This is a genomic window from Rahnella sp. BCC 1045 (assembly GCF_019049615.1).
Lineage (GTDB): Bacteria > Pseudomonadota > Gammaproteobacteria > Enterobacterales > Enterobacteriaceae > Rahnella > Rahnella contaminans.
Window position 1 is genome coordinate 83,265 of sequence record NZ_JAFMOZ010000123.1, and the last position, 23,560, is coordinate 106,824.

Here is a 23,560-nt window from a genome sequence, read left to right on the forward strand (position 1 = left end):
AGGCGATGTGAAAACATCGCCTTTTTTCTTTCTGAGATTCTTTATTTAATTACAGGAATTAGTGAGGGATTTCAGAAAGGATAATGAAACAAATGCCGGATTGCGGATACCACAAAACGCCCTTGCAAAAGCAGGAAGGGCGAAGAGGGTATCCTCAGGGATCGCCGGAAAATCAGCGATGAGTGAGCCGCTTATTAACGGCTACGGAAGACAATGCGGCCTTTGCTCAGGTCGTACGGGGTCAGCTCTACAGTGACTTTGTCGCCCGTCAGGATGCGGATGTAGTTCTTACGCATTTTACCGGAGATGTGAGCGGTAACTACGTGTCCGTTTTCTAATTCTACGCGGAACATAGTGTTTGGCAGCGTATCAAGTACGGTGCCTTGCATTTCAATGTTGTCTTCTTTGGCCATCGAATCCTCTAGGTCTAACTACCATAGTTTTTAACCGGCAAGATAATGCCGAAAAACCCACATTATGTAAAGAAGTATGGTCCATGACCGCACCTATTCCCTATCCTTCGGGAACACCGGCAGGTCTTCGTCATGTGGGGATAAGTCTTGTGGCAACCAGCAATCCGGTGCTAGCGCGCGTTGCGAAAGTTCGGATAACTGCTGCAAAAATTGGCGGCGGGGGATCTCTCTCGCACCCAGCGACGCAGTGTGAGGGTTGAGCACCTGACAGTCAATCAGTTCTCCTCCATTGCGGGAAAAATGTTGGCAAAATACCATCAGTGCACACTTGGAGGCATTTTCCCGGCGGCTGAACATCGACTCACCGCAAAATAATCCGCCGACGGATACGCCGTATAAACCACCGACCAGCTCATCATTTTCCCAAACCTCAACGGAATGCGCGCGGCCTGCTTCATGCAATTCCTGATAGCCGCGCTGCACCAGAGGGCCAATCCACGTACCGTCTTCACGCTGCATAGCACACGCGCGGATGACCTGCTCAAAACGCTGGTTGATTGTGTAACGGTAAGGTTTTTTACGCATGAAACGTTGCAGGCTGCGGCTGGCGTGACGTTCTTCGGGAACCAGAATGGCGCGCGGATCGGGCGTCCACCAGAGGATCATCTCGCCGGGTTCAAACCAGGGAAAAATCCCATTCTGATAAGCTGAAAGCAGGCGCGGCGCGGTAAGATCCCCGCCGATAGCCAGCAGGCCATTCGGCTCCAGTAATGCAGTGTCCGGATCCGGAAAATGAACTGAATTGGCCTCAAGCTTAACTAACCGCATAGATCTCCTTATCCGGCGACCTGAAGGCCGCCGCTAAAAAACTGGAACAACATCAACCTCGTGACAGAAAGCGTGCGTAACGCCCCTGTGCGGCGGCCAGTGTCTGGTGATCACCTTGTTCCACAATCTGACCCTCTTCCATGACACAAATTCTGTCGAAAGTTTCCAGACCGTGGAGGCGGTGCGTCACTAAGAGTAGCGTCTTATTCTGACAATGCTTGTGCAGCAGTGCCAAAATATGTTGTTCCGTTTCGGCGTCCAGCCCTTCAGTTGGTTCATCGAGCAACCACAGCGGCGCATCGTGCAAAAGGGCGCGGGCAAGGCCTAAACGACGCTGTTCGCCGCCGGAAAGCTGACGGCCACCTTCGCCCAGCCACGCGTTCAGCCCTTCGTTTTCCAGAAGGATGTGCAAATCAACTTGTTTCAGAACGTCGGTAATCTGTTCATCGGAACATTTTGGCGAAGCCATCCGCAGGTTTTCACGCAACGTGGTGTTGAAAACATGTACGCGCTGGCTGACGACGGTGATCGTTTGGCGCAGCGTCGCTTCATCGTATTCCGTGATGTCATGTCCGTTAAGCATCAGCGAACCACTGCTGATGTTCCAGCCGCGCGTCAGCAACTGCAACAGCGTAGATTTACCACAACCGGTCTGGCCGAGCAGCGCGATATGTTCACCCGCGCAGACATCCAGCGTGATATTTTTCAGCACCGGCAACGGCTGGCCCGGATAGGTGAAATTAACGTCTTTTAGCGAAAGGCTAACCTGCTCAGCCGCAAGCGGACCTTGTGCAGGGAAATTCACGTCGGCAGGCTGATCGATAATCTGGCTGACGCGCTGAGCCGAAGCGATAACCTGCCCGAGATGCTGGAAGGCCGCAGCAACCGGCCCGAGCGCTTCAAACGCCGCTAACGGCGTGAAGACAAACAACGCAATCAGCGCGCCGGGTTGCGGGAAGGCACTCAGACCACCCGCTGCCAGCCACAGTATCAGCGTCACGGTCAGACCGGCTGCGGCAATGACCATCGCCTGTGACAAACCGGTCAGCTTTGCCTGCTGTTGCTGGCGCAACATCCAGCGGCGTTCAATATCATCCAGTTGCTGACGAAATTGCGGCTGAGCGCCAAAAACCACCAGCTCACCTTGCCCCTGCAACCATGCAGTTAGCTGCGTACGGTAATCGCTGCGCAGCGCCGTGAGTTCGCGGCCCGCAGGTTTTCCTGCGCGGTAGAACATCACCGGCAGAACCACCATCATCGCCAGCATGATGGCACCCAGCGTCAGGGCCAGCGTGACATCGATAAAACTCAGGCCGAAGGTCACCAGAATAATCACCACCATCGCACTGATAAGCGGCGATATTACGCGCAGATACAGGTGATCCAGCGTATCGACATCGGCGACGAGGCGGTTGAGCAAATCAGCCTGACGAAAACGCGCAATACCGCCCGGTGTCAGTGGCATGATTTTGGTGAATGTGAACACGCGAAGGTGAGCCAGTACGCGGAAAGTCGCATCATGGCTGACCAGCCGCTCGGCGTAACGTCCTGCGGTCCGGGTAATAGCCCCACCGCGCACGCCTGCCGCAGGCAACATGTAGTTAAACGTATAGAGCCCCGCCAGCCCGGCAACGGCAGAGGCCGCCAGGAACCAGCCGGAAAGCGTGAGCAGCCCGATGCTGGCCATCAGCGTGACGATGGCCAGAATGACGCCCAGCGACAGGCGGAACCAGTGACGGCGATATAACGCGAGATAAGGCAGAAGAATTCTCATGATTACAGCTCCTTACTGCGCTGAGATAACAGACTGGCGAACAATCCACCCTGAGCAACCAGTTGCGTGAATGTGCCGCGCTCTGCGATTTGCCCTTTATCCATGACCCAGATTTCGTCGTAGTCGCGTGTATCTTCCAGCTGATGGGTAACCAGCAGCGTAGTCTGCGATCGGGACGCCTCGTTTAAGGCACTCATCACGCGTTTTTCGCTGTGTGCGTCAAGGCTGGCCGTCGGTTCATCTAGCAGCAATAACCGGCAGGGAGAAAGCAGGGCGCGCGCAACAGCGACACGCTGCGCCTGACCCACCGACAGTCGCGCCGCGCTGTCGCCCAGTTCAGTTTCCAGTCCCTCAGGCAGCAGCGGCAGGAATTCATTCACATACGCACGGTTAATTGCACTTTGGAGTTGTGCTTCGCTGATATCTGGCTGATTCAAAAGAATATTCGAACGCAGCGTCTGCTCCGGCAGATGTGGGTTCTGGCCGACCCAGCTAAGTTGTTTACGCCATTCATCATTGCGCAACGATTTCACCTCAATGCCGCTGGCACTCAGGGAACCCTGATATGGCAGAAAACCGAGGAGCGCACTGAGCAGGGAGCTTTTGCCCGCACCGCTCAGCCCGACAATCGCAATGCGCTGTCCTGCCGGAACAGTAAAGGTCAGCGGCCCTGCCAGCGTTTTCCCCTGCGGCGACTTAACCAGCAGGTCTCGCGCCTCAAGTGAAACGTCATAACCCTGCGGCCAGCTTTTATCACCGTCACCCATTTCGGCTTCTTCGGCGCTCAGGAAGGTCAGCAGGCTTTCAGCCGCGCCGACCGCCTGCGCTTTAGCGTGATAAAACGCGCCTAAATCACGCAGGGGCTGGAAGAATTCTGGTGCGAGGATGAGCACCAGGAAGCCCGCAAAGAGCGTGACCGGCGTACCGTAGCTGCCAAAATTGAGCTCGCCAAGGTAGGAAAAACCGAAGTAAACGGCGACGACGGCGATGGAAATCGAAGCGAAAAACTCCAGAACCGCAGAGGACAAAAATGCCAGACGTAAAACGTCCATGGTGCGCGCACGGAAGTTCTCAGTGGAGCGTTTGATTTTCTCCACTTCGGCAGAGCCGCGGTTGAAGAGGCGTAAGGTGTCCAGACCCCGCAGGCTGTCGAGGAAATTACCGCTCAGACGCGCGAGGGCGACAAAGTTACGACGATTTGCATCCGCCGCGCCCATGCCAACCAGCGCCATAAACAGCGGGATCAGCGGGGCAGTGACGAGCAGAATTAATCCGGCAGCCCAGTTAATTGGGAACACGCTGACCAGAATCAGCAGGGGAATAATCCCGGCCAATGCAATTTGCGGAAGGTAGCGGGCATAGTAATCTTGCATATCTTCGATTTGTTCAAGAATGATGCTGGCCCAGCTACCGGCCGGTTTACCCTGAATCCACGCGGGTCCCAGTTTTTCGAGGCGGTCCAGAACCAGTTTACGCATTTCCTGACGAATAACCCGCCCGCAGATAAAGCCAACCTGTTCACGTAACCAGGTCACGACGGCGCGCAGAATAAACGTCAGGGCCATCAGCAGGAAGCTTTGTAAGAGCGTTTCACGCGGCGCATGTTCAATGATCAGACTGTGCAGTAATCCGGCCATCAGCCAGGCCTGTGCGAGGATCAGCAAACCAGAAAGCAGGCCCAGCATCATAGACAGTCGGATCCAGCCTTTAGCGCGGGAGCTTTGTTGTTTTAACCAGCGGATAAGTTCTTGTTGTCGTGTTTTATTCATCAGGCATCAGTCTGCGCAGCAATCCGGATGGGAGGGCGCTCATGTTACATGCTCAGACCACAAACTGAAAATAATAAGGCGGCAATTACGCCGCCTTATTCGTTACTCTTTGTATGGACTCTATGTCCAATAACTACCCGAAGGAGTAATTATAAATCCGGGGCTTGCGATAAACCGTCCAGATAGCGTTCGGCATCCAGCGCGGCCATACATCCGGTTCCCGCAGAGGTAATTGCCTGACGATAGATATGATCCATGACATCGCCGGCAGCGAAAACGCCCGGAATGCTGGTCTGTGTTGCGTTGCCATGCGAGCCGGACTGCACTTTGATGTAGCCATCTTTCAGTTCCAGCTGACCTTCGAAAATGCCGGTGTTCGGGCTGTGACCGATAGCGATGAACACGCCAGCCACGTCAACCTGCGATTTTTCGTCAGTACGGACATCAAGCAGGCTCGCGCCGGTGACGCCCATCTGATCGCCGACCACTTCGTTCAGCGTTTTGTGCGTGTGCAGAACGATGTTGCCGCTGGCGACTTTATCGTTCAGACGGTCAACCAGAATTTTTTCCGCACGGAAACTGTCCCGACGGTGAATGAGGTGAACCTCGGAGGCGATGTTCGCCAGATAAAGCGCTTCTTCTACAGCCGTGTTGCCGCCGCCGACTACCGCAACTTTCTGATTGCGGTAGAAGAAGCCGTCACAGGTTGCACAGGCAGACACACCGCGACCTTTAAATGCTTCTTCAGAAGGCAGACCGATATAACGTGCCGAAGCACCGGTGGCGATAATCAGCGCGTCACAGGTATATTCGCCGCTGTCACCGGTCAGGCGGAAAGGACGGTTCTGCAAATCAACTTTGTTAATATGGTCGAAAATGATTTCGGTATTAAATTTGGTCGCGTGCTCGTGCATACGTTCCATTAAGCCCGGACCGGTCAGACCTTCCGGATCGCCCGGCCAGTTTTCCACTTCCGTGGTGGTGGTCAGTTGACCGCCTTTTTCGACACCGGTGATTAAAACCGGGTTGAGGTTAGCGCGTGCAGCATAAACTGCCGCGGTATAACCCGCCGGGCCAGAGCCCAGAATCAATAATTTACTGTGTTTAACCGTACTCATGCGTAATTCATCTCCGCGATGGCGACTAGCGATAGACCGATTGTAGGGAAAATAGCGCGTTAAAAAAAGCAAACTCAGATGTTGTTAACGATTTGTCTGATAGTTTTTACTGCCGAACCCGCGTAGAAAGGATTTCGCTGCAGGTAACTGTTTGATGGTTAGAGTAAAAAAACAGCGTAAAGACATGAATGCGCTGGCAGGTTGTTTGCCCGTACGCGGACTTTTGATGACAAATCACGGCAGTTTGTGTGGATTTGACTGAAATAAGGCGTGAACGGAATTGTTATTGTTCAAAGATTAAAGATAGCTAAAAAGGCGCGCTGGCTTTTCAATCTGGCACGTTCTTCTGATTTTGCTTCTTTTACTTTGACAATCCGCTGTGCATTTGCGAAAACATCAGGGGAAGAAGAAATTAACTGCCTGTCTGTGACTTGAATTTATGCAATTGGCTGCTACCAGACCCGTTCTGGTCTTGCTTTTTGACTTTTTAGTTACAGCAGGGTTTAGTGAATCAGGTTGGCTGTTTACAACCTATTAATTTCGCACGGTTATTTCTTTTGAGTATCCGCTTATACGGCCGTGTTCCTTTTGACAGGGGATCAACACGACTTTTGGATGCGTAAACCTTAATAATCGGGTCTTCGCTTGGGACAACCCTTAGACATTGAAGTTGGCTGGGGTATGGCAGGTGCAGGGAAGGACAGCAGAGAGACAATAATAATGGTAGACAACAAAAAACGTCCGGGAAAAGATCTCGACCGTATTGACCGTAACATCCTCAACGAATTGCAAAAGGATGGCCGGATTTCAAACGTCGAGCTTTCCAAACGTGTGGGATTATCTCCGACTCCATGTCTGGAGCGCGTTCGTCGTCTGGAACGTCAGGGCTTCATCAATGGCTATACCGCATTGCTCAACCCGCATTATCTGGATGCTTCGTTGCTGGTATTTGTTGAGATCACTCTCAACCGCGGCGCGCCAGATGTGTTTGAGCAGTTCAATGCGGCAGTACAAAAACTCGAAGATATTCAGGAGTGTCATTTGGTTTCTGGGGATTTCGACTATCTGTTGAAAACCCGCGTACCTGATATGTCGGCTTACCGTAAGTTGTTAGGTGAGACTTTGCTTCGTCTGCCGGGCGTTAACGACACCCGTACCTATGTGGTAATGGAAGAAGTGAAACAGACGAATCGCCTGGTCATTAAGACACGGTAATTGTCAGGTGCAAAACCTTGCATTTTTAGCTACACTCCTGTGTATCTATACAGCTATGGCGCCGGGGTCTACTCTCGGCGCTGTTGCTTTTTCTCAGTTCACAGGAACCTGGAGAGCCTTTCTTGAGCCAGGAATATACAGAAGATAAAGAAGTTACCCTTAAAAAACTGAGCAATGGTCGCCGTCTCCTGGAGGCTTTGCTGGTGGTGGTAGCGATTTTTGCTGCTTATTTAATGGCGGCATTGGTGAGTTTTAACCCCTCTGATCCAAGCTGGTCTCAGACCGCATGGCATGGGCCTATTCACAACTGGGGCGGTGGTGTGGGTGCCTGGATGGCCGACACGCTGTTCTTCATTTTTGGCGTATTTGGTTACGCTATTCCCCCTATTATCCTGTGTCTGTGCTGGGCGGCTTTCCGTCAGCGGGATAATCAGGATTTTGTCGATTATTTTGCTTTGTCGCTGCGCCTTATCGGGACGCTGGCGCTTATTGTCACGTCCTGCGGTCTGGCATCCGTCAACGTCGATGACCTTTACTACTTCGCGTCGGGCGGTGTGATAGGCAGTTTGCTGAGCACAGCGATGACGCCGTACTTCAACAACGTCGGGGCAACGCTGGTTCTGCTGTGCGTCTGGGCGGCCGGGCTGACGCTGTTCACCGGCTGGTCATGGCTGACGATCGCTGAAAAAATCGGCGGTGCAGTGCTTGGTGTCACTAATATCGTGACCAACCGTTCACGCCGGGATGAAGATTACGAATACGACGAGCAGGACGATCCGTTACTGGAAGACGATGACGAAAAACCGGTAGCGAAAGTGGCTCCTGCCGCGGTTGCTGCTACTGCGGCGGCGGCTGTGCCAGAGGCTGTCGCGGCTTCAGAAGCTGACGAAGACGACGTTCTTTTCTCTACGCCTTCCGTGACTAATCCGGCAGTACAAACGCCTCCGGTTACGCCGGTTATTGCGGCCGAACCAGCTCCGGCTATGGCGGCAGAAACAGTGAATCCGTATGCGGCTGAACCGCCGGTGGCAGAAATAGCTCCGTCTCCGCAAGCACCGCAGCCTGCGGCTCCGCCGTTATATAACTTCGAAATTCCGGAAGAGACACCTGTGCCACGTCATCCGCAGCCGGTACAGCAATCACCTTCTCCGGCACCGGTTCAGCGCAGCGATGACGATGGTCCGAGTATGGGTAACTGGCAGACGGCGGTTGAGCATTCACGTTCTCCGTTTGATTTCAGCTCTGCGGCACCTGATGCGGCGCAAATTGCGAGCGTCGCGGCCACCGCAGCACTGGCAACCGGCCTTGCGCAGGCAGGGCAGTCGGCGGCAACGTCTGCCGGCAATACGTTTATGCCAGCGTTCAGCGCCGTGAGTGATGAAAATCCTCAGGTGAAGAAAGGCTTCGGGCCGGAATTGCCGCGTCCAAATCCGGTGCGTATTCCAACGCGTCGTGAACTGGCTTCCTACGGGATTAAATTGCCGTCGCAGCGCATCGCCGAACAGCAGGAAAATGCACAAGCTGCCGCGCAAAAAGAGGCAGAACACGCTGACTGGCATAACGATCCTCTGGCGCAGGCTGATGAGGAAGCCCGACAAGAAGCGGCGTTACAGGAAGCTTTTGCGGCTCAGCAACAGGAACGCTACGGTGAATCTGTCACCGAAGATGAGCCTGATGAAGAAGCAGCGTTGCAGGAAGCGGAATTACGCAACGCGTTTGCAGCGCGGGAAAACGCCCGTTATCAGCAGGACGTCGAACCGCAAAGTGGTCTGGTTCAGCATCATCACTCGCAGAGTCTGCCGCCAGAGGCGACAAATACCGTTGCGGATGATTTCGCTGCCGCTGCGATGAAACTGAGCCAGCACGATGCGTTTAGCTTCTCGCCAATGGCCGATCTGGTTGATGATACGCCGTCAGAACCGTTATTCACGTTGCCAGCTCAGGCAGAAGAAGAGCCGCAACCTGCTGCGTTTGCACAACAGCCGCCTTATCAGCGTCAGGCCGCTTCAGAGCCTGTGCAGCATGCGCAGGAATATGAAGCGCCACGTCAGTCATCGCCGTCTGCACAGCCTGATATGGACAGCCTGATCCACCCGTTCCTGATGCGTAATGAGCAGCCGCTGGTCAAGCCGACAACGCCGCTGCCGTCCCTGGATTTGCTGACCTCGCCACCGGCGGAAGCAGAACCTGTTGACGAGTTCGCCCTCGAGCAGATGGGCAATCTGATTGAAGCGCGCCTGAACGATTACCGCATTAAAGCGGATGTCGTCGGAAAATTGCCAGGTCCGGTCATCACACGTTTTGAGCTGGATCTTGCGCCGGGCGTGAAAGCCGCGCGAATTTCTAACCTGTCGCGTGACCTTGCCCGTTCATTATCCGCCGTCGCCGTGCGCGTCGTGGAAGTGATCCCCGGCAAGCCGTACGTTGGTCTGGAGTTGCCGAATAAAAAGCGCCAGACAGTGTATCTGCGTGAAGTGCTGGACTGCGCGAAATTCAAAGAAAGTACCTCTCCGCTGACGATCGTGTTGGGTAAAGACATTTCAGGCGAACCCGTTATTGCCGATCTGGCGAAAATGCCGCACTTGCTGGTGGCCGGTACAACCGGTTCCGGTAAGTCTGTGGGTGTGAACGCCATGATCCTCAGCATGTTGTATAAATCCAAGCCAGAAGATGTGCGCTTCATCATGATTGACCCGAAAATGCTCGAGTTGTCCGTGTATGAAGGGATCCCGCATCTGCTGACCGAAGTGGTTACCGACATGAAAGATGCAGCGAATGCGCTGCGCTGGTGTGTCGGTGAAATGGAGCGTCGCTATAAACTGATGTCCGCGCTGGGTGTGCGAAATCTGGCGGGTTACAACGAACGCATTCTTGAGGCGGAAGCGATGGGCAGACCGATTCCCGATCCATTCTGGAAGCCTGGCGACGGTATGGCTGCAGAACCGCCATATCTGCAAAAAGAACCGTTTATTGTGGTGATGGTCGACGAATTTGCTGACCTGATGATGACCGTCGGTAAAAAAGTGGAAGAGCTGATTGCACGTCTGGCACAGAAAGCCCGTGCGGCCGGTATCCACCTGGTGTTGGCAACACAGCGTCCTTCCGTCGACGTCATTACCGGTCTGATCAAGGCGAACATCCCGACCCGTATTGCCTTCACGGTTTCGAGCAAAATTGACTCCCGCACCATCCTCGATCAGGGCGGCGCAGAATCGTTACTGGGTATGGGTGACATGTTGTATATGGCGCCAAACTCGTCGATTCCGGTTCGTGTTCACGGCGCATTTGTTCGTGATCAGGAAGTGCACGCGGTGGTTCAGGACTGGAAAGCCCGCGGTCGTCCTAAGTACATCGAAAGCATCGTTTCCGGTGGCGACGATGGCGAAGGCGGCGGTCTGGGTCTGGACGGTGATGAAGAACTCGATGCCCTGTTTGATCAGGCCGTTGCGTTCGTCGTCGACAAACGTCGTGCGTCCATCTCAGGGGTTCAGCGTCAGTTCCGTATCGGGTATAACCGTGCGGCGCGAATTGTGGAACAGATGGAAGCGCAGGGCATTGTCAGTGCACCGGGCCATAACGGTAACCGCGAAGTGCTGGCTCCGCCATCACACGAATAAATCATTGGGTTTTGCCGGGTTTTGTTAAGAGGGGTCGCGAATGCGGCCCTTGTGCAAAGATGCGTAAAATGACTGCTTTTCAGATGATTGAGCTACCACCAGGGCGTTGCCTCGGATAGAGTTCGCACCCTACGTCTTTTGTCTTCGTGAAAGGCATCGTCTGAAGTTTAAGAATTTTTGAGGTAATTATAAGAATGAAAAAATTGTTATTGGTAGGGTGTTTACTGACTGCATTTACCTCCGCTTCCGTTATGGCTGATGCCAGCAGTGATCTCAAATCCCGCCTGGGTAAACTGAATACTTTCCACGCCAGCTTTACTCAGACTGTGACCAGCGATGACGGTTCTGCCGTTCAGCAGGGTGAAGGCGAACTGTGGGTCAAACGTCCAAACCTGTTTAACTGGCATATGACGACGCCGGACGAAAGCATTCTGGTTTCTGATGGCAAAACACTCTGGTTCTACAACCCGTTTGTTGAGCAGGTCACTGCAACCTGGCTGAAAAATGCTACAGGAAACACGCCGTTCATGCTGATTACCCGCAACGACAGCAGCGACTGGTCAAAATATAACGTGAAACAGCAGGGTGATGATTTCCAGCTGACGCCGAAAGCGTCCACAGGAAATTTGAAGCAATTTGCAATCACGGTTACGCCATCAGGCACCATCAAAAGCTTTACTGCGGTTGAGCAGGATGGCCAAAAGAGCGCTTATACCCTGAAGGGTGAGCAAAACGCGTCTGTTGATGATGCGAAGTTTAAATTTACTCCGCCGAAAGGTGTGACGGTGGACGACCAGCGTCAGTGAGGTAAGCTTGAGTAATCTGTCACTCGATTTTTCCCAGAATGAATTCCAGCCACTGGCCGCGAGAATGCGGCCGGTAACACTTGCAGAATACATTGGTCAGCAGCATCTCCTCGCTCCGGGCAAACCTTTGCCGCGTGCCATCGAGGCGGGTCAGTTGCACTCGATGATTTTGTGGGGGCCGCCAGGAACCGGGAAAACCACGCTGGCAGAACTCATTGGCCGTTATGCAAATGCCGATGTTGAGCGTATTTCAGCGGTGACCTCAGGGGTGAAAGATATCCGTGAGGCTATCGAGCGCGCCCGGCAAAATCGTGATGCCGGGCGTCGTACCATTTTGTTTGTTGACGAAGTCCACCGTTTCAACAAAAGTCAGCAGGATGCTTTTCTGCCGCATATCGAAGACGGTACTATTACGTTTATTGGTGCCACGACAGAAAACCCGTCATTCGAACTCAATTCTGCCTTGTTATCCCGTGCCCGTGTTTATCTCCTTAAATCGCTGACGGCTGAAGATATCGAAAAAGTCATCGATCAGGCGCTGACGAACGCTGAGCGTGGCTATGCCAACGAAAAAATTCGTGTCCCGCCTGAAACGCGTCGCATGCTCTCTGAGTTGGTTAACGGTGATGCCCGTCGTGCGCTGAACAGCATCGAAATGATGGCTGATATGGCTGAGATTGATGCCAAAGGCTACCGCACGCTGACGCCGGAACTGCTTACCGAGATTGCCGGAGAACGCAGCGCGCGCTTCGATAACAAGGGTGACCGTTTTTACGATCTGATTTCTGCGTTACATAAATCCGTGCGCGGTTCCTCGCCGGATGCGGCGCTGTACTGGTACGCACGCATTATTACCGCCGGTGGCGATCCGTTGTATGTCGCACGGCGTTTACTGGCGATTGCGTCTGAAGACGTCGGTAATGCCGATCCGCGTGGTATGCAGGTGGCTATTTCGGCCTGGGACTGCTTTACGCGCGTCGGCCCGGCAGAGGGCGAACGTGCCATTGCGCAGGCCATTGTTTATCTGGCGTGTGCGCCGAAAAGTAATGCGGTTTATACCGCTTTCAAATCGGCAATGCGCGATGCGCGTGAAATGGCTGATTACGATGTACCGGAACACCTGCGTAATGCACCAACCAAACTGATGAAGGAAATGGGCTTGGGCGCGGAGTATCGTTATGCGCATGATGAGCCTAATGCCTACGCCGCCGGTGAAGATTATTTCCCGCCAGAAATGGCCCGAACGCAGTATTATTACCCGACTTCACGGGGGCTCGAAGGCAAGATCGGTGAAAAGCTGGCATGGCTCGCTGAACAAGATCAAAATAGCCCGACAAAACGCTACCGCTAATTTTATCGTTGCGGTAAGGTTATCGGTGATAACTCTTTGACACGCTGCTATTTCAGGCAGCGTGCACCGTCAAATTAACATTCAATAACGACACGTACAGGATTAGCATGCTGGATCCCAATCTGCTGCGTAATGAGCTAGACGCAGTTGCAGAAAAACTCGCTCGCAGAGGTTTTAAACTCGATGTGGAAAAGCTGCGTTCTCAGGAAGAGCGCCGCAAAGTCTTGCAGGTAGAAACGGAAACTCTCCAGGCTGAACGTAACGCACGATCGAAATCTATCGGTCAGGCAAAAGCCCGTGGCGAAGACATCGAACCCCTGCGTCTGGAAGTGAATACGCTGGGTGAGAAGCTGGACGCTGCGAAAGCTGAGCTGGATGCATTGCAGAACGATATCCGTGATATCGCTTCCGCTATTCCAAACCTGCCAGATGATTCGGTACCTGCCGGTAAAGACGAGAACGATAACCAGGAAGTCAGCCGCTGGGGCACACCGCGTCAGTATGATTTCGCCGTCCGCGATCACGTATCGCTGGGTGAAATGGCAGGCGGTCTTGATTTCGCTGCCGCAGTGAAACTGACCGGCGCTCGTTTTGTGGTTATGAAAGGGCAAATCGCCCGCATGCACCGCGCGCTGTCCCAGTTCATGCTGGACCTGCACACCGAGCAACACGGTTATCTGGAAGCCTACGTGCCGTATCTCGTTAACCACGAGACGCTGTACGGTACAGGCCAGTTGCCGAAATTTGGCGAAGACCTGTTCCACACCAAGCCTTTGGATGAAGAGGCCGGCAGCAGCAACTATGCGCTGATCCCAACCGCAGAAGTGCCGCTGACAAACCTGGTTCGTGACGAAATTCTCGAAGAAGAATCTCTCCCACTGAAAATGACCGCCCATACACCTTGCTTCCGTTCAGAAGCCGGTTCGTATGGTCGTGATACCCGTGGCCTGATTCGTATGCACCAGTTTGATAAAGTCGAAATGGTTCAGATTGTTCGTCCGGAAGATTCAATGGACGCGTTGGAAGAACTGACCGGTCATGCGGAAAAAGTGCTTCAGTTACTTAATCTGCCATACCGTAAAATGTTGTTGTGTACCGGCGACATGGGCTTCGGTTCAAGCAAAACTTACGATCTGGAAGTGTGGCTGCCTGCGCAAGACACTTACCGCGAAATCTCCTCATGTTCAAACATGTGGGATTTTCAGGCGCGTCGTATGCAGGCTCGCTTCCGCAATAAAACCGACAAAAAACCACGTCTCGTTCATACCCTGAACGGCTCGGGTCTGGCAGTCGGTCGTACGCTGGTGGCTGTGCTGGAAAACTATCAGCAAGCCGATGGCCGCGTCGAAGTACCGGAAGTATTACGTCCTTATATGGGCGGTTTAGAATATATCGGCTAACCCCGTTATATATGCACTAATATAGCGAAAAAGCGCCTAATGGCGCTTTTTTTATGCATAAAATCGTGCGCTGCGTTAAGAATTCGCCATTTCCCTCGCTTCAACCCCGCCTTTATTGATAGCAGACAAAGTTTCCTACCTCTTAATTAGTAGTATCCCTGCATTCTGAGTGGGTAACTACTCCAGCACCGGAGCGGGAAAATGTCGGAAATTAAACCAGAAGTCCCCACAGCAAAAAGTGGCATCAGCCGAAGGATGCTGATGAAAACATCAACGTTGGCAGGGCTTGCCCTTGCCGCAGGCGGTTTATCTCTTCCTTTTAGCCGTAAAGCACTGGCGCAAGCCGTGGATGAAGCGAAAATTTCAGCACCCGAAGATAAGGTGGTCTGGGGAGCTTGCTCGGTTAACTGCGGCAGCCGCTGCGCACTGCGTTTGCATGTACGTGATGACGAAGTTTACTGGGTTGAAACAGATAACACCGGCAGCGATATCTACGGAGATCACCAGGTTCGCGCTTGTCTGCGCGGTCGCTCAATCCGCCGGCGGATGAACCATCCTGAGCGTTTGAATTACCCGATGAAACGCGTCGGCAAACGCGGCGAAGGTAAATTCAAACGGATCAGTTGGGAAGAAGCTTTTGATGAAATAGCCAACAACCTGAAGCGTATCGTCGCTAAATACGGCAATGAGGCCGTTTATATCAATTACACTTCCGGCGTTATAGGCGGAAATATAACGCGCTCCTCTCCTTACGCCTCGCTGGTGACCCGCCTGATGAACTGTTACGGCGGTTTCCTTAGCCACTACGGCAGCTACAGTACCGCGCAAATCTCCTGCGCGATGCCATACACCTATGGCAGCAACGACGGTAACAGCACATCTGATATTGAAAACAGCAAGCTGGTTGTATTTTTCGGTAACAATCCGGCTGAAACGCGGATGAGCGGCGGGGGGATCACCTACTATCTGGAAGAGGCGCGCCAGCGTTCCAATGCCCGCATGATCGTGATCGACCCCCGTTACACAGACACAGCAGCCGGACGTGAAGATGAATGGGTTCCGATCCGTCCGGGAACGGATGCCGCGCTGGTTGCAGGCCTGGCGCATGTGCTGATCACCGAAAATATGGTCGATCAGGCTTTCCTTGATTCGTATTGCGTAGGTTACGACGAAAAAACCTTACCGGCAGATGCGCCAGCTAACAGCCATTACAAAGCTTATATTCTCGGCCAGGGGGCGGATGGCACGGCCAAAACGCCTGAATGGGCTTCACGCATCACTGGTATTCCGGTAGACAAAATCGTGAAACTGGCGCGGGAAATCGGTCAGGCTAAACCGGCCTATATTTCTCAGGGCTGGGGGCCACAACGCCAGGCCAACGGTGAACTGACTTCACGCGCGATCGCCATGCTGCCGATTTTGACCGGTAACGTCGGGATTAACGGTGGTAACAGCGGGGCGCGGGAATCCACGTATACCATCACCATTGAACGTATGCCGGTGCTGGACAATCCGGTTCAGACGCAGATTTCCTGTTTCAGTTGGACAGATGCGATTGCGCGTGGCCCTGAAATGACGGCTAAGGCAGATGGTGTTCGTGGCAAAGACAAGCTGGATGTACCGATTAAGTTCATCTGGAATTATGCCGGTAATACCATCACCAACCAGCATTCCGATATCAATAAAACTCACGATATTCTGCAGGACGACTCGCAGTGCGAGTTGATCGTTGTGCTGGAAAACTTCATGACCTCTTCGGCTAAATACGCCGATATCCTGTTGCCGGATCTTATGACTGTCGAACAGGAAGACATTATTCCTAACGAATACGCCGGCAACATGGGATATCTGATTTTCATCCAACCCGCGACTTCTGCCAAATTCGAGCGTAAAGGCATTTACGAGATGATGAGTGAAGTAGCGCGTCGTCTTGGCCCGGATGTTTACGACAAATTCACCGAAGGCCGTACTCAGCGGGAATGGCTGCAGTATTTGTACGCCAAAATGCTGGCGAAAGACCCGGCGTTACCTGCGTATGAAGAACTGCGCGAGATGGGTATTTATAAGCGTAGAGACCCAGCCGGTCATTTCGTGGCCTACAAAAAATTCCGGCAGGATCCTGTTGCTAACCCGTTGAAAACGCCTTCCGGAAAAATCGAAATTTACTCTTCCGCGCTGGCAGAAATCGCCAGCGAATGGGAACTGCAAAAAGACGAAACCATCAGCCCGTTACCCATTTATGCCGCCACTTTCGAGGGCTGGGATGACCCGAAACGCAGCCAGTTTCCGCTACAAATGTTCGGTTTCCATTACAAGGCGCGTACTCATTCAACGTACGGCAACATCGACGTTTTGCAGGCCGCGTGCCGTCAGGAAGTCTGGATCAACCCGATTGATGCGCAAACCCGTGGCATTCAAAACGGCGACAAAGTGAAAGTCTTCAACGACCGTGGCGAAATCCGTGTGGCCGCAAAAGTCACGCCCCGGATCATGCCCGGCGTTGTTGCTATGGGGCAGGGCGCATGGCATCAGGCCAATATGAGTGGTGATCGTATTGACCATGGTGCCTGCATGAACACGCTGACGACTCAGCGGCCTTCGCCTCTCGCGAAGGGGAATCCTCAACATACTAATCTGATTCAAATAGAAAAAGTCTAAAGAAGCGACGGACAAAGAGCCAGGCTCAGTGACACGGTTGTTAAATTTTCGCTCCTTAAACCGGGGCGTATGTGGAGTATGTAATGTCGGATCAAAACAGAACTAAATCCGGTTCAGGTATCGGGATCAGCCGCCGTGACCTGGTTAAAGGAACTACGCTGGCCGGGATGGCCGCTGCAGTTGGAGGCATTTCGCTGCCGTTCAAATCTGTGCGAGCAGATTCAGACCCGGCGACGGCAAAAATGGGCGATGAGAAAATCGTCTGGAGTGCGTGCACTGTCAACTGTGGCAGCCGTTGTCCGCTCAGAATGCACGTTGTGGACGACGAAATTCGTTACGTCGAAACCGACAATACCGGCGACGATGATTATGAGGCGCTGCATCAGGTGCGGGCCTGTTTGCGCGGGCGTTCAATGCGCCGCCGTGTTTACAATCCCGACCGTCTGAAATATCCGATGAAGCGTGTCGGCAAACGCGGTGAAGGAAAATTTAAGCCAATCAGCTGGGATGAAGCGTTCGACACGCTGGCCGGCAGCCTGAAAGATATTATTCAGCGTTTTGGCAATGAAGCAATTTATCTCAACTACGGCACCGGTACGCTGGGCGGTACCATGACGCGTTCGTGGCCGCCGGGTAAAACCCTGATTGCACGCCTGATGAACTGCTGCGGCGGCTATCTCAATCATTACGGCGATTACAGCTCCGCACAGATTGCCGCCGGTCTGAATTATACCTACGGAGGCTGGGCGGACGGCAACAGCCCTTCAGATATTGAAAATAGTAAGCTGGTGGTTCTGTTCGGGAATAATCCGGGCGAAACCCGCATGAGCGGCGGTGGCGTGACGTATTACCTCGAGCAGGCCCGCCAGAAGTCCAACGCCCGCATGATCATTGTCGATCCACGTTACACCGATACCGGTGCAGGTCGTGAAGATGAATGGGTGCCGATCCGCCCGGGGACTGACGGGGCACTGGCGGCTGCGCTGGCTCACGTGATGATTACCGAAAATCTGGTCGATCAGCCGTTCCTCGACAAATATTGCGTCGGTTACGATGCGAAAACTTTACCGACCGGTGTCCCGCAGAATGCGCATTATAAAGCCTATATTCTCGGCGATGGTCCGGATGGTATTGCGAAAACGCCAGCGTGGGCGGCAAAAATTACCGGCATTTCTGTCGATAAAATCGTGAAGCTGGGGCGTGAAATTGGTCAGGCAAAACCGGCCTTTATTACTCAGGGCTGGGGGCCGCAGCGCCATGCAAACGGTGAAATTGCAACCCGTGCCATTGCGATGCTGGCGATTCTCAGCGGCAACGTTGGCGTTCACGGCGGGAATTCCGGTGCGCGCGAAGGTTCGTACGAAATCCCGTTTGTACGTATGCCGACGTTTGAAAATCCAATTCAGACCAGCATTTCCATGTTCCTCTGGACCGACGCTATCGTCAGGGGGCCGGAAATGACGGCCACCAAAGACGGTGTTCGCGGAAAGACTAAACTGGATGTGCCCATCAAGTTTATCTGGAACTATGCCGGTAACTGTCTGGTCAATCAGCACTCTGATATCAACCGTACGCATGACATTCTGCAGGACGATACGCAATGCGAAATGATTGTGGTGATTGATAACCACATGACGTCGTCAGCGAAATATGCAGACATTATTTTGCCGGACTGTACGGCCTCAGAGCAGATGGATTTTTGCCTGGATGCTTCCTGCGGCAACATGGACTACATCATTTTTGCTGACCAGGCAATCAAGCCACGTTTTCAGTGCAAAAATATTTATGAAATGACCTCTGAACTGGCGCGTCGTATGGGCGTTGAACAGACGTTTACGGAAGGGCGCACGCAGGAAGAGTGGATGCGTCATCTGTATCAGCAATCCCGAGAAGCACTGCCGGAACTGCCGGATTTCGACACATTTCGTAAACAGGGCATGTTCAAGAAACGCGATCCTGAACAGCATCACGTGGCGTATAAAGCGTTCCGTGAAGATCCTGCCGCCAATCCGCTGGATACCCCTTCCGGCAAAATCGAAATCTACTCGGCTGAGCTGGCAAATATTGCCGCTGAATGGGAACTCGCCAAAGACGATGTGATTGATCCGCTGCCGGTTTATGCCGCCGGTTTCGAGAACTATGACGACCCGCTGGCCAGCAAATATCCCCTGCAACTGACCGGCTTCCATTACAAAGCGCGCACCCATTCAACCTACGGCAACGTCGACGTACTCAAAGCTGCCTGTCGTCAGGAAATGTGGATCAACCCGATGGATGCTTCACAGCGGGGTATCGCGAACGGCGACATGATCCGCATTTACAACGACCGCGGCGAAGTGCGCATTGCCGCCAAAGTGACTCCTCGCATGATGCCGGGTGTTGTCGCGCTCAGTGAAGGTGCCTGGTATTCCCCCGACAGCAAAAAAATCGACCGCGCGGGCAGCATCAACGTACTGACGTCTCAAAGGCCTTCACCGCTGGCGAAAGGTAACCCCTCTCACACCAACCTTGTGCAAGTGGCTAAGGTTTAATGGAGCAAAACATGACAACTCAATATGGATTTTATATTGATTCAAGCCGCTGCACAGGCTGCAAAACCTGCGAACTGGCCTGTAAGGATTTCAAAAATCTGACGCCTGACGTCAGTTTCCGACGGGTATACGAATATGCCGGTGGCGACTGGCAGCAGGACGGCGATGGCTGGCATCAGAACGTCTTCGCCTATTACCTGTCGATTTCCTGTAACCATTGCGCAGATCCGGCCTGTACCAAAGTTTGCCCGAGCGGCGCCATGCATAAACGGGAAGATGGTTTCGTAGTGGTCAACGAAGACGTATGCATCGGTTGCCGTTACTGCCATATGGCGTGTCCGTACGGTGCGCCGCAGTACAACGAAGCCAAAGGTCATATGACGAAATGCGACGGCTGTTATGAGCGGATCGCAGAAGGCAAGAAGCCCATTTGTGTTGAATCCTGCCCGCTACGTGCGCTGGATATGGCACCGATCGAAGAACTGCGTGCGAAATACGGCGAACTGGCTGAAGTCGCGCCTTTACCCGCAGCACATTTTACTCACCCAAATATCGTCATCAAACCCAATGCGAATTGCCGTCCGGTAGGCGATACCACGGGTTATCTGGCTAACCCGAAGGAGGTTTGAGATGGGAAACGGATGGCATGAATGGCCTTTAATGGTCTTTACGGTTCTCGGGCAATGCGTGGTTGGCGCATTTATCGTGCTGGCGATTGCATTGCTGACCCGGCGTAGCGAAGAAGAATATCGCCGGATCCACCTGTCGATGTTTTTCCTCTGGGTGCTGATGGCGGTAGCTTTTATCGCCTCGGTTCTGCACCTGGGCTCACCGCTGCGCGCTTTCAATTCTCTCAATCGTCTGGGCGCCTCACCACTGAGTAATGAAATCGGCAGTGGATCACTCTTCTTTGCCTTAGGCGGGATTTACTGGTTGCTGGCTGTCCTCAACAAAATGCCCCGCGCATTGGGAAAAGGCTGGCTGATCGTGACCATGGTGGCCGGTGTGGGTTTCGTTTATGCCATGTGCCGTGTTTACGAAATCAATACGGTGCCGACCTGGGATAATGCTTACACCGCGTTCCACTTCGGGCTGACGGTGCTGATTGGTGGCCCGGTTCTGGGGTATCTGCTGCTGCGCGGCGCTGATATTAACGGCTGCGCGCTTCGCCTGCTGCCGGTTATCAGTGTCACGGCGCTGGTCGTCAGTATGAGTGTGGTGGTAATGCAAAGTGCCAGCCTTGCCTCGATCAACAGCGCCGTTCAGGCGGCTTCTGCGCTGATCCCGCAATACGGCATGTTGTCAGTTTCACGGCTGGTGCTGATTGCTTTGGGGCTGGGTTGCTGGATTTGCCCGCTGATACTGCGCAAGCGCCCTGCGATCGCTTCAATGGTTTTAGCTTTCGTGCTGGTCTTTGCCGGGGAGCTGATTGGACGTGCAATTTTCTATGGTTTGCATATGACCGTGGGTATGGCCGTCAGCGGCTGATTTCAGTTTATCAGGGAACGCGCCGTCGGTAGTGATGTGCACCCAAAAGAAAGAGTTAACTATGTCAGCAGAATCAATAAGTTTATCCGCGAAGGTACTGGGCGCGATGCTGTTTTATCCCCCGGATTCAGAACAAGTTCAGCCTCTGATTGCCTTGCTCAAAAACAATGACTGGGTGCCGATGTGGCCCTGCGCAACGCCGGAGGCGAAAGCCTGTGCCGCAGAGTTGTTCGCTGAGGCCAATGTTTCAGCGGAAGAGTTAAATGACGCATGGCAGCGCCTGTTTGTCGGGCCTTATGCCTTACCGGCCCCGCCGTGGGGCTCAGTCTATCTCGATAAAGAATCCGTCATTTTTGGCGATTCCACACTGGCATTACGCCAGTGGATGCGTTTAAACCATATTGAACCGCATCTTAAGCAGGCTGAACCGGAAGATCACATCGGGCTGATGCTGATGTTGTCCGCCTGGCTTGCTGAAAATTCGCCGCAACTGCTGGGTGAATTTCTGACTGTACATTTGATGCCATGGGCAGGGCGTTATTTCGAATTGCTGGGAATGAAAGCTGAACATCCGTGGTATGAGGGCGTGGCCGTTCTGGCGGAATCAACGCTTAGCGGATGGCGAGAGGCACTGGTGCTGGAAGCTATTCCGGCGAAGGAACTGTATTTCTGATGAGTGATCCACGGGATAGCCGTTACTATCACGCCTGGATGAGCAGCCGGGTTGTCAGCCGCCGGGGGTTATTCCGTGGATTATTGTCATCCGCAAAGCCGTCTGCAGAAGTAAATACGGTCGCCGGAGATTTGCGTCAGCAGGCCGTGCCGCGTCCACCGCAGGCGCTGGCAGAACCGCTTTTCCTTAAGCAATGCAACGGGTGCGGGCATTGCGCGGATGCTTGTCCTGTAGGTTTACTCAGTATTGAGTCCGGTAAGGCCGTACTCATTATCGATTACGCGGAATGTGATTTTTGTAGTGCCTGTACTCAGGCCTGTGAACGCGGTGCGCTTGACCTGAGCATTTCGCCGGACACGGGCCTGCGTCCGGTAATTCTGCCTCCCTGTTTAGGTCGCATGGATGATTTGTGCAGGATGTGCGAAATTGCGTGTCCGCGCTCGGCAATATTTTTTAATCAACAGAATCAACCTTCCGTAGATAACCAGAAGTGTGACGGCTGCGGTAAATGCAAACTTGTTTGTTATCATGGTGATATTCAATTGTCATTGAAGCGTCATGATTCCTGATCTCTTTGCTTGATTAGCGATTTCAATCATCACCCCGCAGTTTGTGCGCAGGCCTCTTTTTGCCAGATTGACATTTTTTTGGCCGGTGGCATGATGCGCGCAATTTCTCCGATTTTTGGTCGTCAACAACCTATGTCCGCCTATTCCCGTCCCGTCGCTCTACTGTTGTGCGGACTTCTCCTGCTGACGATTTCTATCGCCGCTTTAAACACGCTGGTGCCGTTGTGGCTCAGTCACGAACAACTGCCAACCTGGCAGGTCGGGCTTGTCAGTTCATCGTATTTCACTGGCAATTTGCTGGGTACGCTGATTGCCGGCAGCCTGATCAAACGTATTGGTTTTAACCGCAGCTATTATCTTTCCTGCATCATGTTTGCTGTCGCAACCGCGGGTCTGGCGCTTTCCATGGACTTCTGGAGCTGGATCACCGCACGCTTTGTCGCCGGTGTAGGCTGTGCGCTGATCTGGGTTGTGGTGGAAAGTGCCTTGCTGCGCAGCGGTACAGTGAAGAACCGTGGTCAGCTGCTGGCGGCCTATATGATTATGTATTACATCGGTACAGTGGTCGGGCAACTGCTGGTCGGCACCGTACCAACAGCAATCTTCAGCGTGTTGCCTTGGGTGACCGCGTTGATTGTGATAGCGATGCTGCCACTGCTGTTAACGCATATCGAAAATCAGGACAGCGAACAACCCCGTCACGCGGTGCTGCCGATGTTCCGACGTCGTAACGCACGTCTGGGGATAAATGGCTGTATTATTTCCGGAATTGTCCTTGGGTCACTCTATGGTCTGATGCCGCTTTTCCTGACCCATCAGGGAATGAGTGATGCGAATGTGGGTTACTGGATGGCATTGCTGGTCAGCGCAGGAATTATCGGACAGTGGCCGGTAGGGCGACTGGCCGATCGTTACGGACGTCTGATGGTGCTGCGTATTCAGATTTTCGCCGTGATCCTCGGCAGTATCGCCATGCTGAGCGGTTATGCGATGGCGCCGACGTTGTTCATTCTCGGTTGCGCGGGCTTCACGTTGTATCCGGTTGCGATGTCATGGGCTTGCGAAAAAGTAAATTCTGAAGAGCTGGTCGCGATGAATCAGGCATTACTGATGAGTTACACCATCGGCAGCCTGGCAGGCCCGACAATGACTGCGATACTGATGCAGAGCTATTCTGACCGGTTGTTGTTTGTGATGATTGCTGTGGTTTCACTGGTTTATCTGGTGATGCTGATGCGCAAAGCCGACCATCATCATAATCCCGTGGCAACGGCCTGAGAGCTATTCAGTACGAAAGCCTTAAATGCAAAAAGACGCCATGAGGCGTCTTTTTTATGGGCAAAAATTTGA

Annotated in this window: 18 protein-coding genes; 13 read left to right on the top strand and 5 right to left on the bottom strand. The window is 53.3% G+C overall.

Translation table 11 applies throughout. The annotated features are described in order from the left end of the window. Nucleotides 1–194: 194 nt before the first annotated feature. From infA to trxB, 5 genes are all read right to left on the bottom strand, one after another. On the bottom strand, nt 195–413 hold the full coding sequence (gene infA, locus J1782_RS11240) for a translation initiation factor IF-1 (protein WP_002211347.1): 219 nt from the start codon (nt 411–413) through the stop codon (nt 195–197). Between the two features lie 93 nt (nt 414–506). Then, complete coding sequence (gene aat / locus J1782_RS11245) at nt 507–1,241, bottom strand: leucyl/phenylalanyl-tRNA--protein transferase (protein WP_165058117.1); 735 nt, start codon at nt 1,239–1,241, stop codon at nt 507–509. 52 nt (nt 1,242–1,293) lie between these two features. Then, nucleotides 1,294–3,015 (bottom strand): cysteine/glutathione ABC transporter ATP-binding protein/permease CydC, encoded by a 1,722-nt coding sequence (gene cydC, locus J1782_RS11250; protein WP_217153161.1) that lies wholly within the window; start codon nt 3,013–3,015, stop codon nt 1,294–1,296. Nucleotides 3,016–3,017: 2 nt separating this feature from the next. Next, entirely contained in the window at nt 3,018–4,784 is a 1,767-nt protein-coding gene (gene cydD, locus J1782_RS11255; protein ID WP_152324206.1) for a cysteine/glutathione ABC transporter permease/ATP-binding protein CydD, read from the bottom strand. A gap of 149 nt (nt 4,785–4,933) precedes the next feature. Then, nucleotides 4,934–5,902: a thioredoxin-disulfide reductase gene (gene trxB, locus J1782_RS11260; protein WP_120161190.1), complete on the bottom strand. Its 969-nt coding sequence runs from the start codon at nt 5,900–5,902 to the stop codon at nt 4,934–4,936. A gap of 270 nt (nt 5,903–6,172) precedes the next feature. Here trxB and J1782_RS11265 point away from each other — a divergent pair, with 270 nt between their 5' ends. The 13 genes from J1782_RS11265 to J1782_RS11325 all read left to right on the top strand — a co-directional run bounded on the left by J1782_RS11265 (nt 6,173) and on the right by J1782_RS11325 (nt 23,488). Then, nucleotides 6,173–6,337 (top strand): hypothetical protein, encoded by a 165-nt coding sequence (locus J1782_RS11265; RefSeq protein ID WP_165058113.1) that lies wholly within the window; start codon nt 6,173–6,175, stop codon nt 6,335–6,337. A 285-nt stretch (nt 6,338–6,622) separates the two neighbouring features. After that, the gene (gene lrp, locus J1782_RS11270; RefSeq protein WP_013574775.1) at nt 6,623–7,117 is read left to right on the top strand and encodes a leucine-responsive transcriptional regulator Lrp; all 495 of its coding nucleotides are present in this window, start codon (nt 6,623–6,625) and stop codon (nt 7,115–7,117) included. A 122-nt stretch (nt 7,118–7,239) separates the two neighbouring features. Continuing rightward, nucleotides 7,240–10,734, top strand: a complete 3,495-nt coding sequence (locus J1782_RS11275; protein ID WP_217153162.1) for a DNA translocase FtsK 4TM domain-containing protein — start codon at nt 7,240–7,242, stop codon at nt 10,732–10,734. A gap of 194 nt (nt 10,735–10,928) precedes the next feature. Further along, nucleotides 10,929–11,540: an outer membrane lipoprotein chaperone LolA gene (lolA, locus tag J1782_RS11280; RefSeq protein ID WP_208950637.1), complete on the top strand. Its 612-nt coding sequence runs from the start codon at nt 10,929–10,931 to the stop codon at nt 11,538–11,540. A 7-nt stretch (nt 11,541–11,547) separates the two neighbouring features. Then, entirely contained in the window at nt 11,548–12,891 is a 1,344-nt protein-coding gene (locus J1782_RS11285) for a replication-associated recombination protein A (protein ID WP_129638968.1), read from the top strand. Nucleotides 12,892–12,998: 107 nt separating this feature from the next. Further along, nucleotides 12,999–14,291 (top strand): serine--tRNA ligase, encoded by a 1,293-nt coding sequence (serS, locus tag J1782_RS11290; RefSeq protein WP_217153163.1) that lies wholly within the window; start codon nt 12,999–13,001, stop codon nt 14,289–14,291. A gap of 201 nt (nt 14,292–14,492) precedes the next feature. Further along, nucleotides 14,493–16,949 (top strand): selenate/tellurate reductase subunit YnfE, encoded by a 2,457-nt coding sequence (gene ynfE, locus J1782_RS11295; protein ID WP_217153164.1) that lies wholly within the window; start codon nt 14,493–14,495, stop codon nt 16,947–16,949. An 83-nt stretch (nt 16,950–17,032) separates the two neighbouring features. After that, nucleotides 17,033–19,480, top strand: a complete 2,448-nt coding sequence (gene dmsA / locus J1782_RS11300) for a dimethylsulfoxide reductase subunit A (protein WP_217153165.1) — start codon at nt 17,033–17,035, stop codon at nt 19,478–19,480. A gap of 11 nt (nt 19,481–19,491) precedes the next feature. Next, on the top strand, nt 19,492–20,109 hold the full coding sequence (locus J1782_RS11305) for a DMSO/selenate family reductase complex B subunit (protein WP_104921445.1): 618 nt from the start codon (nt 19,492–19,494) through the stop codon (nt 20,107–20,109). Nucleotide 20,110: 1 nt separating this feature from the next. Further along, on the top strand, nt 20,111–20,968 hold the full coding sequence (locus J1782_RS11310; RefSeq protein ID WP_217153166.1) for a dimethyl sulfoxide reductase anchor subunit family protein: 858 nt from the start codon (nt 20,111–20,113) through the stop codon (nt 20,966–20,968). 61 nt (nt 20,969–21,029) lie between these two features. Beyond that, nucleotides 21,030–21,641 (top strand): Tat proofreading chaperone DmsD, encoded by a 612-nt coding sequence (dmsD, locus tag J1782_RS11315; protein ID WP_217153167.1) that lies wholly within the window; start codon nt 21,030–21,032, stop codon nt 21,639–21,641. Then, nucleotides 21,641–22,210, top strand: coding sequence for a ferredoxin-type protein NapF (locus tag J1782_RS11320; protein WP_208950633.1), 570 nt, complete (start codon nt 21,641–21,643; stop codon nt 22,208–22,210). The genes dmsD and J1782_RS11320 overlap by 1 nt, the downstream gene beginning before the upstream one ends. Nucleotides 22,211–22,342: 132 nt before the next feature. After that, nucleotides 22,343–23,488: an MFS transporter gene (locus J1782_RS11325; RefSeq protein ID WP_208950651.1), complete on the top strand. Its 1,146-nt coding sequence runs from the start codon at nt 22,343–22,345 to the stop codon at nt 23,486–23,488. Nucleotides 23,489–23,560: the final 72 nt, after the last annotated feature.

Excerpts from the sequence above, each read along its gene's own strand:
- lrp (WP_013574775.1), top strand. The coding sequence starts at position 6,623 with ATGGTAGACAACAAAAAACGTCCGGGAAAAGATCTCGACCGTATTGAC.
- J1782_RS11320 (WP_208950633.1), top strand. The coding sequence starts at position 21,641 with ATGAGTGATCCACGGGATAGCCGTTACTATCACGCCTGGATGAGCAGC.
- serS (WP_217153163.1), top strand. The coding sequence starts at position 12,999 with ATGCTGGATCCCAATCTGCTGCGTAATGAGCTAGACGCAGTTGCAGAA.
- aat (WP_165058117.1), bottom strand. The coding sequence starts at position 1,241 with ATGCGGTTAGTTAAGCTTGAGGCCAATTCAGTTCATTTTCCGGATCCG.
- cydD (WP_152324206.1), bottom strand. The coding sequence starts at position 4,784 with ATGAATAAAACACGACAACAAGAACTTATCCGCTGGTTAAAACAACAA.
- infA (WP_002211347.1), bottom strand. The coding sequence starts at position 413 with ATGGCCAAAGAAGACAACATTGAAATGCAAGGCACCGTACTTGATACG.
- trxB (WP_120161190.1), bottom strand. The coding sequence starts at position 5,902 with ATGAGTACGGTTAAACACAGTAAATTATTGATTCTGGGCTCTGGCCCG.
- dmsD (WP_217153167.1), top strand. The coding sequence starts at position 21,030 with ATGTCAGCAGAATCAATAAGTTTATCCGCGAAGGTACTGGGCGCGATG.
- dmsA (WP_217153165.1), top strand. The coding sequence starts at position 17,033 with ATGTCGGATCAAAACAGAACTAAATCCGGTTCAGGTATCGGGATCAGC.
- J1782_RS11305 (WP_104921445.1), top strand. The coding sequence starts at position 19,492 with ATGACAACTCAATATGGATTTTATATTGATTCAAGCCGCTGCACAGGC.
- cydC (WP_217153161.1), bottom strand. The coding sequence starts at position 3,015 with ATGAGAATTCTTCTGCCTTATCTCGCGTTATATCGCCGTCACTGGTTC.
- lolA (WP_208950637.1), top strand. The coding sequence starts at position 10,929 with ATGAAAAAATTGTTATTGGTAGGGTGTTTACTGACTGCATTTACCTCC.
- J1782_RS11325 (WP_208950651.1), top strand. The coding sequence starts at position 22,343 with ATGTCCGCCTATTCCCGTCCCGTCGCTCTACTGTTGTGCGGACTTCTC.
- J1782_RS11310 (WP_217153166.1), top strand. The coding sequence starts at position 20,111 with ATGGGAAACGGATGGCATGAATGGCCTTTAATGGTCTTTACGGTTCTC.
- ynfE (WP_217153164.1), top strand. The coding sequence starts at position 14,493 with ATGTCGGAAATTAAACCAGAAGTCCCCACAGCAAAAAGTGGCATCAGC.